Source organism: Thermomonas mangrovi (genome assembly GCF_028201335.1).
Lineage (GTDB): Bacteria > Pseudomonadota > Gammaproteobacteria > Xanthomonadales > Xanthomonadaceae > Thermomonas > Thermomonas mangrovi.
In genome coordinates, this window is sequence record NZ_JAPEVV010000002.1 from 412,964 (window position 1) to 425,221 (window position 12,258).

Consider the following 12,258-nt stretch of genomic DNA (forward strand, 5'->3'; position numbering starts at 1 on the left):
CCGCCACGCCACCCGCGCATGACCGACCCCGCATCGCCCCCCGACCCGCGCGCCGCGCTGCGCACCGAGTGGATCCGCGCGACCCTGCGCGATCCGACCGCCGAGGCGGTGCGCGCCTCGATGGACGCAGGCTTCCGCAGCTATTGGCGGGTGGCGACTGCGAACGGCAGCCGGATCGTCATGGATTCGCCGCCGGACCTCGAGGACGTGCGCCCCTGGCTCAAGGTGCATGCGCTGCTCGACGGCGGCGGCGTGCGCGTGCCGCGCGTGCTCGCCGAAGACGCGTCGCAAGGCTTCCTGCTGCTGGAGGACCTCGGCACCGAGACCTACCTGCACGCGATCCACCCCGGCAATGCCGACGCCTTCTTCGAGGACGCCACCACCCAGTTGCTGCGCCTGCAGGCCATCGCCCCGCCCGACGGCATGCCGGCCTACGACGAGGCCCTGCTGGCCCGCGAGCTGCGCCTGTTCGACGAATGGTTCTGCGGCCGCCACCTCGGCATGGCGCTGGACTGCGGCGACCTGGAGACGCTGGACGCCGCCTACCGCCTGCTGGTCGACAGCGCGCTGGCGCAGCCGCAGGTGCTGGTGCACCGCGACTTCATGCCGCGCAACCTGATGCCGGCGGACGACGGCCCCGCGGTACTGGATTTCCAGGACGCCGTGCGTGGCCCGATCGCCTACGACGCGCTCAGCCTGTTCAAGGACGCCTTCCTCAGCTGGCCCGAGGACCGCGTCGGCGCCTGGCTCGCGCGTTACCACCAGCGCGCGCGCGACGCCGGCCTGCCGGTCCCCGCCCTCGACCGCTTCCTGCGCGATGCCGACCTGATCGGCGTGCAGCGCCACCTGAAGGTGATCGGCATCTTCGCGCGGCTCCACCATCGCGACGGCAAGCCGAAATACCTCGCCGACGTCCCGCGGTTCTTCGCCTACCTCGATGCGGTGCTGCCGCGGCATCCGGGGCTGCACGACCTGCAACGCTTCATCGCGCACAAGGTCAAGCCGGCGATGGCCCGGCTCGCCGCGGTCGCCGACGCATGAAGGCGCTGGTGTTCGCGGCCGGGCTGGGCGAGCGCATGCGCCCGCTCACCGACACCACGCCCAAGCCGCTGCTGCGGGTGGGCGGCAAGCGCCTGGTCGAATGGCACCTCGAGAAACTCGCGGCGCTCGGCGTCCGCGAGGTCGTGCTCAACACCAGCTGGCTCGCGGCGCAGTTCCCGCAGGCGCTGGGCGATGGTGCGCGCTGGGGCCTGCGCATCGCGTACGCCTACGAGGGCGGCACCCCGCTGGAGACCGGCGGCGGCATGTGGAATGCGTTGCCGCTGCTCGGCGGCGCGCACGGCACCGATGAAGCCTTCCTGCTGGTGAACGGCGATGTCTGGAGCGACTACGACTTCGCGCGCCTGCCCGCCGAACCCGCGGGCCTCGCGCACCTGGTGATGGTCGATCGGCCGACGCACGCGAAGCATGGCGACTTCGCCCTGGACGACCACGGCGTGCTCCACGCCGAGGGCCCGCACCTGCTGACCTATGCCGGCATCGGCATGTATCGCCCGCAGCTGTTCGACGGCTGGCGCGACATCGTCGCCGCGCCGGCGATGGTCGAGGGCAAGCCGAAGTTCCCGCTGGCGCCGCTGCTGCGCGCGCGCATGCAGGCCGGGCTGGTCACCGGCGAACACCATCGCGGGCGCTGGACCGATGTCGGCACGCCGGAACGGCTGGCGCAGCTCGATGCGGCGCTCGCTCAGTCCGCGGCCAGCACCTGACGCAGGAACGGCACGGTCAGCCTGCGCTGGGCCACCAGCGAGGCGTGGTCCAGGCGCTCGAACAAGGCGGTGAGGCTGCGCAGGTCGCGGCTGCAGCGGCGCAGCATCCACTCCAGCGCGGCATCCTCGAACGCCAGGCCACGCGCGGCCGCGCGCTCGCGCAACAGTCGTGCGCGCCCCACGTCGTCCAGCGGCTGCAGGGCGATGCGGGTGCAGTGGGCCAACCGCGAGCGCAGGTCCGGCAAGCCGGGCGGCAGGCCCTCCGGCGTCTCCCGGGCCGCATACAGCAGGCCGCGACCGGCGTCGCGCAGGCGGTTGTGCAAGTCGAACAACGCGAGTTCATCGGCACCATCGCCGGCGATGGCATCGATGTCGTCCAGCGCCACCAGGTCCGCGTGCTCCAAGCCTTCCGCGGCGGCGGCCAGGCGCCCGCGCAGCCGCGCCAGCGACAGGTAGGCGACCGCATGGCCCTGCGCCTCGGCCGCGGCGCAGGTGGCCAGCAGCAGGTGGGTCTTGCCGCTGGCCGCCGGGCCCTGCACGTAGAGCGCCTGCCCCGCGGGCGACGCGGCGCAGGCCTCCAGTTGCGCGCGCGCCGCGGGCATGCCGACGAAGGCGTCGAACCGCTGGTCAGGCGGGAACCGCAGCGCCAGTGGCAACTGCGGCCCCAGGGCTTCCACGTCGGCCATGCTCAGGCCTGCGGCGACGGCCCGTCGCCGGGCGCGGCGGCATCCGGCGCGAGCACGATCCGCGGCTGCTCGCCGGCGTACAGGCTGCTGGCGGTGTAGCGCTCGTGCGCGTAGCGCAGCAGCACGTTGGCCACCGCCGCCACCGGCAGCGCCAGCAACATGCCGAGGAAGCCGAACAGCGTGCCGCCCGCGGTCACCGCGAAGATCACCGCCATCGGATGCAGGCCGATGCGGTCGCCGACCAGCTTCGGGGTCAGCCAGTAGCTCTCGATGATTTGCCCGACGGTGAACACCACGGCGACGCCGGCCAGGTGCTGCCAGTCGCCGAACTGGACCATCGCAGCGATGCCGCCGAACACCACGATCGAGGCCGGCCCGAGGTAGGGCACGAAGGTCAGCAGGCCGGCGACGATGCCGATCAGGATGCCGAGGTCGAGGCCCACGCCCCACAACCCGATCGCATACAGCACGCCGAGGATCAGCATCACCAGGAACTGGCCGCGCAGGAAACCGCCGAGCACGGCATCGGATTCCCTGGCGAGGGTGCGCACGGTGTCCGCGTGGTCGCGCGGCACCAGCAAGCCGACGCGCGCCACCAACAGGTCCCAGTCGCGCAGGAAGAAGAACGTGAGCACCGGCAGCAGCACGATGTTCGCGAGCAGGCCCAGCAGGGCGAAGCCCGAGCGCGAGACGTAGCCCAGCACCGTGGCAGCGATGCCGCCAGCGCGCTCCCAGTGCTCGCGGATCAGCGTGAACAGGCGCTCGGGATCGAGCCAGGACAGGATCTCCAGGCCGGTGCGTTGTTCGACCCAGGGCAGCGCGGTGCCGACGAACCAGTCGCGGTAGCCGGGCAGCGAATGGACCAGGGTCACGATCTGCTGTTCCAGCATCGGCACCAGGATCACCGCGGCGACCAGCAGGAGCAGGCTCATCGCGCTGAACACCAGGATCACCGCGGTGTTGCGCTTGAACCGCGCGCGCTCCAGGCGGTCGACCAGCGGATCGCCCAGCCAGCCCAGCAGGGCGGCGAGCGCGAACGGGCTGAGGACGGGCGCGAGTAGCCAGAGCAGCCACAGCACGCCGAGCGCGACGGCAGTCCACTGCACGCGGCGGTAGAACGCCGCGATGGTGGCGAGGTCGTCCTGGCGCTCGCTCATTCGGCGCCCAACCGGAACGTGCTGGTCGGCGCCGGCGTCGCGGCGGTGCCGGCATCGCCGTCCGGCGCGGCACCCGCGACCGGTGACAGCAGGCCACCACGTCCGGCGATCCGCCCGAACCCGGCCAGGCCGGTGGCGAGGTCGAGGTCCAGCTCCAGCGCGTCCGCGGTCGCCATCGCCGGGCGCACGCCCTTCACGATCGACAGGCCGTCGAGGTAGCCCATCAGCCGCAGGTAGTCGTCGCTGGAACGGAGGCCGAGGATGCGCACGCGGAAGGTGCCGGGCGCGCCACTGCTGCTGGCCTTCGCATAGCGCTTGAACAGCGCATCGGCGGCACCGTCGGCGCCACCCGCCATCGCCCGGCGCGCGTCGGGATTGCTGGTCGACCACGTCGACAGGACCTTGCCGCGGTCCACGAAGCGCCAGTCGGCGACCCAACCCGCGCCGCCGCGGGACAACTTGCCGATCAACTGCATCGGCGGGCTGTAGCGGCTGGAGAGCGAGGCGATCGCGGCGGTATCGCCGCGCCCGATCGCTCCCACGGCGGCCTGCTCGGCGGCATTGCCGCCCGGCAGGCCGAGCGCGAACCCGCGCGCCTTGGCCTGGTCGAGGATGGCGCGCGCTGCGTTGACCTGCCCGAGGCCCACCAGGCGCGGGCCGCTGCCGTCGTCGATCGCCAGCCACAGCACCGGCTTCGGCCGCGGCGACGGCCACACCGGGATACCGAGCATGTCGATCAGGTCGTCGACCGCCTCCTGCTTGAAGCGCACCACCAGCGTGGTCTGGAAACTCGGCGCGCCGGTCGCGGACACGCCCTCGTCCTGCCGGTAGTCGAAGCCGGCGACATAGTCCTTGGCCTTGGCCAGCTCGTCGCGCACGCCGGGCCGGCTGCCGGCCTGGCGGTCGCCGGTCACCTTGGCCAGGGTCGCGGCCAGCGCGCGCCCGAACGCCGCCCGGCGCTCCGGCTCGGTCTGGTTGCGGACGGCGACCTCGGCCTCGTACGGGCCATTGGCCGCGGCGCGGTCGCCCTCGGTCCGCTGCGCCGCGGCATGGCCGGCGCACAGCAGCAGCGCAGTCGCCAGCGCCCACCACCATCCGCGTCGAACCGCGTGCATCGCCTGTGCTTGCATGGCCTGTCCTTGCCGGTCGCCGTCTCCGGCTGCCGTGGAATGGTGCCGCAGCAGGCCGGGGACGTCCACGTGAACGCGCCCCCCGCGCTAAAATGACGGCCTCCGCAGGCGCGCCGCGCCACCGCCCCGAGGCCTCCCGTGACCCAGACCCCCACCCCCGCACCGGCCGGGATGACCTACCGCGACGCCGGCGTCGACATCGATGCGGGCAACGAGGTCGTGGAACGCATCAAGCCGCTGGTGCGCCGCACGATGCGCCCCGAGGTGCTCGGCGGGGTGGGCCTGTTCGGCGGGCTGTTCGACCTCGCCGGCCGTTACCGCGAGCCGGTGCTGGTCTCCGGCACCGACGGCGTCGGCACCAAGCTGATCCTCGCCAAGCAACTGAACCGCCACGACACCATCGGCCAGGACCTGGTCGCGATGTGCGTCAACGACGTGCTGGTGCAGGGCGCGGAACCGCTGTTCTTCCTCGATTACTTCGCGACCGGCAAGCTCGACGTCGGGACCACGGTGGACGTGGTCGCCGGCATCGCCAAGGGCTGCGAACTTGCGGGTTGTGCGCTGATCGGCGGCGAGACGGCGGAGATGCCCGACATGTACCCGCCGGGCGAATACGACCTGGCCGGCTTCACCGTGGGCGCGGTGGAGAAGTCGAAGCTGGTGGACTCCAGCAGGCTGCGCGCGGGCGACGTGCTGATCGGCATCGCCTCCAGCGGCCCGCATTCCAACGGCTATTCGCTGATCCGCAAGATCCTCGAGCGAGCCGGCAACCCCCTGGACCTCGACCTCGGCGGGGTGACGCTGGCCGATGCGCTGATGGAACCCACGCGCATCTACGTCAAGCCGGTCCTCGAACTGCTGGCGAAACACGACATCCACGCGATGGCGCACGTCACCGGCGGCGCGCTGGTGGAGAAGGTCCTGCGCGTGGTGCCGGCGCCGCTGCGGCTGGAGATCGACACCACCAGCTGGCCGCTGCCGGCGGTGTTCGACTGGCTGCAGCGCGAGGGCAACGTCGCCGCGCACGAGATGTGGCGCACCTTCAACTGCGGCATCGGCTACGTGCTGATGGTCGATCCGGCCGATGCCGGCGCGATCGCATCCGACCTCGACCGGCTGGGGCTGGCGCACTGGCGGATCGGCCAGGTGCTGCCGCCCGGCGAGGGCGAGCGCCTGCGCATCGTCTGAGCCGCGCGGCCATGGCCCTCCGCCTCGCCGTGCTGGCCTCCGGTCGCGGCAGCAACCTGCAGGCGATCCTCGACGCTATCGCCGCCGGGACCCTCGATGCGGAGGTGGTCGGCGTGTTCTCCGACAAGCCCGGGGCGCCCGCCCTGGGCCGGGTGCCGGCGCCGCTGCGCTGGTCGCGCCAGGCGAAGGATTATGCGGATCGCGCCCGCTTCGACACCGAGCTGGCCGAGGCCGTTGCCGCGTCGCGGCCGGACTGGATCGTCTGCGCGGGCTACATGCGGATCCTCGACGAAGCCTTCGTGCGCCGCTTCCGCGGGCGCCTGGTGAACATCCACCCGTCCCTGCTGCCCCGCCATCGCGGCCTGCACACGCACGCCCGCGCGCTCGCCGAGGGCGATGCCGAGCACGGCGCCAGCGTGCACTTCGTCAGCCCCGAGCTGGATGCCGGCGCGGTGCTGGCGCAGGCGGCGATCCCGGTCGAACCCGGCGACACGCCTGAACGCCTCGCCACCCGGGTGCTGGCGCTGGAACACCCCTTGCTGCTGGCGGTCTTGCAATGGGCCGCCGCAGGCCGCATTTCTGAATGCGATGGGCAGGCCTGCCTGGATGGTCAGCCCCTATTTACGCCGCGGCGGCTAAGGTTCGCCCCCGCCTGAAGGATGGCGCCCCACGCCATCGAGGGACCATGACATGAAACTGTTCCGCACCTCTGCCCTGCTCGCCCTGGCGCTCGCCGTCGCGCCGGCATGGGCCGCCAAGCCGTTCGTGGCCGAATACCGCGCGAGCGTGATGGGCGGCGTGAGCGCGGATGCACGGATGTCGCTGTCGTCCAACGGCGGCGACCGCTGGACCTACGCGCTGGACATCGACAGCCCGGTCGCGACCCTGCGCCAGGCCACGGTGTTCGAAGAGCGCAACGGTGCCTGGCGCCCCCTGTCCGGCCAGGACTCCAGCCAGTTCCTGATGAAGAAGTCGCAGAAGAACGCGACCTACGACTGGGGCAAGGGCGAGGCGCGCTGGAGCGGCGACGTAAAGGCGGACCGCATGGGTCCGGTGCGCCTGCAGGAAGGCGACCTCGACGCGATGCTGCTCAACCTCGCCCTGGTCCGCGACGTCGGCGCCGGCCAGCCCTTGAAGTACCGCATGGTCGACAACGGCGTGGTGCGCGCGCAGGCCTACCAGACCCTGGGCAAGGAGACCGTGACCATCGCCGGCAAGCCGCGCGAGGCGACCAAGGTCAGCCGCACCAGCGAGAACAAGCAGGTCATCGTGTGGGTCGTCGAGGGGCTCCCGGTGCCCGCGCGCATCCTGCAGAAGAAGGATGGCAAGGACGAGCTCGACCTGGTCCTGAAATCGGTGCGCTGAGCCTCCCGCTCCCGCAATGAAAAAGCCCCGCGACGCGGGGCTTTTTTGTCTGCGGGAGGGATCGCCCGCTCAGTCCACGCGGCGGATGCGCGCGCCCAGCGCGGACAGCTTGGCCTCGATGTTCTCGTAGCCGCGGTCGAGATGGTAGATGCGGTCGATCACCGTCTCCCCGTCCGCCACCAGGCCGGCCAGGATCAGCGATGCCGAGGCCCGCAGGTCGGTCGCCATCACCGGCGCGCCGCTGAGCTGCGGCACGCCACGCACCACCGCGGTGTGCCCATCGACGCGGATGTCCGCGCCCAGCCGCAGCAGCTCGTTCACGTGCATGAAGCGGTTCTCGAAGATCGTCTCGTTCACCACGCCCACGCCATCGGCGATGCAGTCCAGCGCCATGAATTGCGCCTGCATGTCGGTGGGGAACGCGGGATGCGGCGCGGTGGTGATGTTCACTGCGCGCGGGCGCTTGCCGTGCATGTCCAGGCTGATCCGGTCGCCATTGGTCGTGACCTCGGCCCCGGCCTCGCGCAACTTGTCGAGGACCACGTCGAGCGTGTCGGGCCGCGCGTGGGTGGCGACGATGCGGCCACCGGTCATCGCCGCGGCGACCAGGAAGGTGCCGGTCTCGATGCGGTCGGCCACCACTGCATGTTCGCACGCGCCCAGCGACGCCACGCCCTCGATGGTGATGGTGTGGGTGCCGGCCCCGCGCACCCGCGCGCCCATCGCGTTGAGGCAGTCGGCGAGGTCGACGATCTCCGGTTCCATCGCCGCGTTCTCGAGCACGGTGGTGCCCTCGGCGAGTGCCGCCGCCATCATCACGTTCTCGGTCGCGCCCACGCTGACCAGTTCGAACACGTGCCGCGCGCCCTTCAGGCGCCCATCGCTGCGTGCCTTGATGAAGCCGTGGTCGACCACGATCTCGGCACCCAGCGCCTGCAGGCCCTTGATGTGCAGGTCCACCGGCCGCGAGCCGATCGCGCAACCGCCGGGCAGCGAGACCTCGGCATCGCCGAACCGCGCCAGCAGCGGGCCCAGCACCAGCACCGAGGCGCGCATGGTCTTCACCAGCTCGTAGGGCGCGACGTGGCGGTCGACGCTGCGCGGATCCACCGACAGCACGTCGCCCTCGTGGACCACGCCCGCGCCGAGGCCGGCGAGCAGCTTGGCGGTGGTGAGGACGTCGTGCAGGCGCGGCACGTTGGTGATCCGCACCGGCGCGTCGGCCAGCAGGGTCGCGCACAGGATCGGCAGCACGGCGTTCTTGGCGCCGGAGATGCGGACCTCGCCTTCGAGGCGCTGCCCGCCCTGGACCACGATCTTCTGCATCAGTTGGCCTCGTCCGGGGTCAGGGTGCGGAGTTGCAGGGCATGGATCTCGCCGCCCATGCGCTCGCCGAGGGTGGCATAGACCATGCGGTGGCGGGCCAGCGGCAGCTTGCCGGCGAATGCGGCGCAGACCACGGTCGCCTCGAAATGCACGCCATCGTCGCCGCGCACCTGCGCGCGGGCGCCGGGCAGGCCGGACTCGATCAGGTCGCGGATGGTGTCTGCGTTCATGGCGGGGTGGGCGGGCTCGCGTAAACTGAATGGACAAGTCTAACGGAACCTCCCCCCGGGAAGATGCGCGTGTCCCCAGCCCCGCCCGCCAGCACGGATGCCTTCGATTTCGCCGCCAGCGGGCGCCGCGTGTTCGCGATCGAGGGCGAGGCGCTGGCCGCGGTGGCCGGTCGCATCGATGGCGCCTTCACCGCCGCCTGCCGGGCGATCCTGGCCAGCCGCGGCCGCGTGGTGTGCACCGGGATGGGCAAGTCCGGCCACGTCGCGCGCAAGATCGCGGCGACCCTGGCCTCGACCGGCACCCCGGCGTTCTACATGCATCCCGGCGAGGCCGCCCACGGCGACCTCGGCATGGTCACCGACGCCGATGTCGTGTTGGCCCTGTCCTACTCGGGCGAAAGCGACGAACTGCTGCTGCTGTTGCCGGCGCTCAAGCGCCAGGGCAACACGGTGCTGGCGATGACCGGCCGCGCCGGCTCAACCTTGGCGCGCGAGGCCGATATCCACCTCGACGTGGGCGTCCCCGCCGAAGCCTGCCCGCTGGCGCTCGCCCCCACCTCCAGCACCACCGCGTCGCTGGCGATGGGCGATGCGCTCGCGGTCGCCCTGCTGGAGGCGCGCGGCTTCACCGCAGACGACTTCGCACGCTCGCACCCGGCCGGTGCGCTTGGCCGCCGCCTGCTGCTGCACATCACCGACGTCATGCACGCCGGCGACGACGTGCCGCGCGTCGGTCCCGCAGCGACGATCAGCGAGGCGCTGGTGGAAATGAGCCGCAAGCGGCTGGGCATGACCGCGGTGGTCGATGCCGATGACCGCCTGCTGGGCCTGTACACCGACGGCGACCTGCGTCGCAGCCTGGACGACGCCGGCGTCGACCTGCGTACGACCCGGATCGACGCGGTGATGACCCGCGCGCCGAAGACCATCGATGCCGACGCACTGGCGGTGGAAGCCGCGCAGCTGATGGAGGCGCACAAGATCAATGCGCTGCTGGTGGTCGATGCGGGCGCACGCGTGGTCGGCGCGCTCAATATCCACGACCTGCTGCGCGCGCGGGTGGTCTGATGGACGCGTCGATGCCCGCCTACCCTGCCGATGTGCTCGAGCGCGCCCGCCGCATCCGGCTGGTCGGCTTCGACGTCGATGGCACCCTCACCGACGGCCGCCTGCTGTACGGCACCGACGGCCACGAGGCCAAGAGCTTCCACGTGCAGGACGGCATGGGCCTGACCCTGCTGCGGCATGCCGGCATCGAACTGGCGCTGGTGACCGCACGGATCAGCCCGGTGGTCGAACAGCGCGGCCGCGAACTCAAGATCGCGCACGTCCACACCCACGAGCGCAGCAAGCTCGCCTGCATGCAGCAGATCGCCGCCGGGATGGGCATCGGCATGGACGCGGTCGCGTTCATGGGCGACGACCTGCCCGACCTGGCCGCGCTGCGCGCCGCCGGCCTGGCGATCGTGCCGGCCAACGCGCACCCGTGGGCGCGCGCCGCGGCGCACTGGGTCACCCCGCGCCCGGGCGGCGAAGGCGCGGCCCGCGACGCTTGCGACCTGCTGCTGAATGCGCAGGGCCGGGTCGAGGCGATCCTCGCCCACGGGGAACACCCGTGACCTGGCGCGGCGGCCTCACCCTCGTGCTGCTGGCGACCGCGGTCCTCACCGGCTGGTCGGTGTGGCGGCATGTCGCGCGGCAGGCACCGACGACCGCCTCTCCCCGCTCGGATTTCATCCTCCGCGACTTCGAGCTGGTCGCGCTCGACTCTGCCGGCAAGGAATCCTTCACCCTGCGCGGCCCCCGCCTGCAGCGCGATCCGGGGGCGAAGTCGATGACCCTCGAGACCCCGGTGTTCCTGGTACCCGACCGCCAGGGTGCCTACTGGGAAGTGCGGTCGCGCAGCGGCCACGTCCCCGACGACGGCAAGCAGCTGCGGCTGCGTGGCAACGTGGTCGCCACCAGCCCGGCCGCGGTGCCGCCGCCTACCCGGATCGATACCCAGTCGCTGGACCTGTTCCCGCGCGAGAACCGCGCGGCGTCCACCGCCGACGTCAGGATCACGCGCCCCGGCCTTACAATGCAGGGGCGCGGCCTGCGCGCGGAATTCGACCGCCAGCAAGTCTCCCTCCTTTCCGACGTGCGCACCCGTTATGTCCCGACGCCCCGCTGACCTTGCGGCTGCCCTGCTCGCCCTCGCCTCGCTCGCGTTCGCGGCGGGCGCGCCTGCGCGCACCTCCGACCGCAACCAGCCGATGGACATCGAGGCGGCGCAGAGCACCTGCAGCCTCGGCGCCAACGACAGCTGCACGCTGACCGGCAACGTGACCATGACCCAGGGCAGCCTGCGGGTGGTCGCGGCCAAGGCGGTGATCGAGCAGAGCGGCGGCGATCCCAGCCGCGCCCTGCTCAGCGGCGGCGTGACCCTGCGCCAGACCCTGGACGACGGCAACCAGATCGATGCCAAGGCCAGCAACGTGGACTACAACCTCAGGACCGAGGTCGTGGTGTTCACCGGCAACGTGGTGATCAACCAGCAGCGCGGCAGCCTCAGCGGCCAGCGCGTGGTCTACAACATGAAGACCGGGCAGGTCGAAAGCGGCGGCGGCGCCGGCGGCGGCCGGGTGAAGATGCGGATCCTGCCGAAGAGCGCGCAGGCGCAGCCGGCCCCGGCCAAGGCGTCGAACTGATGCTGGTCGCCAAGGGCCTGCGCAAGCGCTACCGGTCGCGCGAGGTCGTGCGCGACTTCGGCCTGGAGTTGCGGGATGGCGAGGTCGTCGGCCTGCTCGGCCCGAACGGCGCCGGCAAGACCACCTGCTTCTACATGATCGTCGGCCTGGTCCCGGCGGATGCCGGCAGCATCACCCTCGACGGCCGCGACATCACCGGCGAGCCGATGTACGCCCGCGCCAAGCTCGGCGTCGGCTACCTGCCGCAGGAACCCTCGGTGTTCCGCAAGCTGTCGGTGGCCGACAACATCCGCCTGGTGCTGGAGCTGCGCCCCGACCTCGACGAGGACGGCCGCGAACGCGAACTGGCCGACCTGCTCGACGAACTGCAGATCGGGCACGTGGCCGACCAGGCCGGCGCCAGCCTCTCCGGCGGCGAGCGCCGGCGCGTGGAGATCGCCCGCGCGCTGGCCGGCAAGCCACGCATGATCCTGCTGGACGAGCCCTTCGCCGGCGTCGACCCGATCTCGGTCAACGAGATCCAGCGCATCGTCCGCCACCTCAAGGACCGCGGGATCGGGGTGCTGATCACCGACCACAACGTCCGCGAGACCCTCGGCATCTGCGACCGGGCCTACATCCTCGCCGAGGGCGCGGTGCTGGCGCAGGGCGCACCGGCCACCTTGCTCGAGAACCCGGACGTGCGCCGCGTCTACCTGGGCGAGGGCTTCACGCTGTAAA

15 protein-coding genes are annotated in these 12,258 nt (G+C 71.8%); 10 read left to right on the forward strand and 5 right to left on the reverse strand.

From position 1 onward, the window contains the following. The first annotated feature begins 18 nt into the window (after nucleotides 1-18). Complete coding sequence (locus ON759_RS05690) at nucleotides 19-1,041, forward strand: aminoglycoside phosphotransferase family protein (protein WP_271679389.1); 1,023 nt, start codon at nucleotides 19-21, stop codon at nucleotides 1,039-1,041. Beyond that, on the forward strand, nucleotides 1,038-1,766 hold the full coding sequence (gene murU / locus ON759_RS05695) for an N-acetylmuramate alpha-1-phosphate uridylyltransferase MurU (protein WP_271679390.1): 729 nt from the start codon (nucleotides 1,038-1,040) through the stop codon (nucleotides 1,764-1,766). Before ON759_RS05690 ends, murU begins: the two co-directional genes overlap by 4 nt. On the opposite strand, the gene hda is transcribed toward murU, so the two are convergent. The 3 genes from hda to ON759_RS05710 are packed head-to-tail and all read right to left on the reverse strand — an operon-like array spanning nucleotide 1,745 to nucleotide 4,739. Then, nucleotides 1,745-2,452 (reverse strand): DnaA regulatory inactivator Hda, encoded by a 708-nt coding sequence (gene hda, locus ON759_RS05700; protein ID WP_271679391.1) that lies wholly within the window; start codon nucleotides 2,450-2,452, stop codon nucleotides 1,745-1,747. The genes murU and hda overlap by 22 nt on opposite strands. A gap of 2 nt (nucleotides 2,453-2,454) precedes the next feature. Then, nucleotides 2,455-3,609 carry an AI-2E family transporter gene (locus tag ON759_RS05705; RefSeq protein ID WP_271679392.1) on the reverse strand — a complete coding sequence of 385 codons (1,155 nt, stop codon included), beginning with the start codon at nucleotides 3,607-3,609 and terminating at the stop codon, nucleotides 2,455-2,457. After that, nucleotides 3,606-4,739 (reverse strand): DUF2066 domain-containing protein, encoded by a 1,134-nt coding sequence (locus tag ON759_RS05710; protein ID WP_271679393.1) that lies wholly within the window; start codon nucleotides 4,737-4,739, stop codon nucleotides 3,606-3,608. Before ON759_RS05710 ends, ON759_RS05705 begins: the two co-directional genes overlap by 4 nt. 171 nt (nucleotides 4,740-4,910) lie before the next feature. Between ON759_RS05710 and purM the strand changes: the two genes are divergently transcribed. The 3 genes from purM to ON759_RS05725 are packed head-to-tail and all read left to right on the forward strand — an operon-like array spanning nucleotide 4,911 to nucleotide 7,292. Continuing rightward, on the forward strand, nucleotides 4,911-5,927 hold the full coding sequence (gene purM / locus ON759_RS05715) for a phosphoribosylformylglycinamidine cyclo-ligase (protein ID WP_271679572.1): 1,017 nt from the start codon (nucleotides 4,911-4,913) through the stop codon (nucleotides 5,925-5,927). 11 nt (nucleotides 5,928-5,938) lie between these two features. Further along, nucleotides 5,939-6,583, forward strand: coding sequence for a phosphoribosylglycinamide formyltransferase (purN, locus tag ON759_RS05720; protein ID WP_271679394.1), 645 nt, complete (start codon nucleotides 5,939-5,941; stop codon nucleotides 6,581-6,583). Between the two features lie 34 nt (nucleotides 6,584-6,617). Next, a complete protein-coding gene (locus ON759_RS05725) occupies nucleotides 6,618-7,292 on the forward strand; it encodes a DUF3108 domain-containing protein (RefSeq protein WP_271679395.1) in 675 nt (224 codons plus the stop codon). A gap of 69 nt (nucleotides 7,293-7,361) precedes the next feature. On the opposite strand, the gene murA is transcribed toward ON759_RS05725, so the two are convergent. After that, nucleotides 7,362-8,618 (reverse strand): UDP-N-acetylglucosamine 1-carboxyvinyltransferase, encoded by a 1,257-nt coding sequence (gene murA / locus ON759_RS05730; RefSeq protein WP_271679396.1) that lies wholly within the window; start codon nucleotides 8,616-8,618, stop codon nucleotides 7,362-7,364. Beyond that, nucleotides 8,618-8,848: a BolA family protein gene (locus ON759_RS05735; RefSeq protein ID WP_271679397.1), complete on the reverse strand. Its 231-nt coding sequence runs from the start codon at nucleotides 8,846-8,848 to the stop codon at nucleotides 8,618-8,620. The genes murA and ON759_RS05735 overlap by 1 nt, the downstream gene beginning before the upstream one ends. A gap of 63 nt (nucleotides 8,849-8,911) precedes the next feature. Here ON759_RS05735 and ON759_RS05740 point away from each other — a divergent pair, with 63 nt between their 5' ends. From ON759_RS05740 to lptB, 5 genes are read left to right on the forward strand one after another with little or no spacing between them, the layout of a single operon-like run. Next, a complete protein-coding gene (locus tag ON759_RS05740; RefSeq protein WP_271679398.1) occupies nucleotides 8,912-9,916 on the forward strand; it encodes a KpsF/GutQ family sugar-phosphate isomerase in 1,005 nt (334 codons plus the stop codon). Between the two features lie 11 nt (nucleotides 9,917-9,927). Beyond that, nucleotides 9,928-10,467, forward strand: a complete 540-nt coding sequence (locus ON759_RS05745; protein ID WP_271679399.1) for a KdsC family phosphatase — start codon at nucleotides 9,928-9,930, stop codon at nucleotides 10,465-10,467. Beyond that, complete coding sequence (gene lptC, locus ON759_RS05750; RefSeq protein WP_271679400.1) at nucleotides 10,464-11,021, forward strand: LPS export ABC transporter periplasmic protein LptC; 558 nt, start codon at nucleotides 10,464-10,466, stop codon at nucleotides 11,019-11,021. Before ON759_RS05745 ends, lptC begins: the two co-directional genes overlap by 4 nt. Beyond that, the gene (gene lptA / locus ON759_RS05755; RefSeq protein WP_271679401.1) at nucleotides 11,002-11,538 is read left to right on the forward strand and encodes a lipopolysaccharide transport periplasmic protein LptA; all 537 of its coding nucleotides are present in this window, start codon (nucleotides 11,002-11,004) and stop codon (nucleotides 11,536-11,538) included. The genes lptC and lptA overlap by 20 nt, the downstream gene beginning before the upstream one ends. Continuing rightward, nucleotides 11,538-12,257, forward strand: coding sequence for an LPS export ABC transporter ATP-binding protein (gene lptB, locus ON759_RS05760; protein ID WP_271679402.1), 720 nt, complete (start codon nucleotides 11,538-11,540; stop codon nucleotides 12,255-12,257). The genes lptA and lptB overlap by 1 nt, the downstream gene beginning before the upstream one ends. The last annotated feature ends 1 nt before the right edge of the window (nucleotide 12,258 follow it).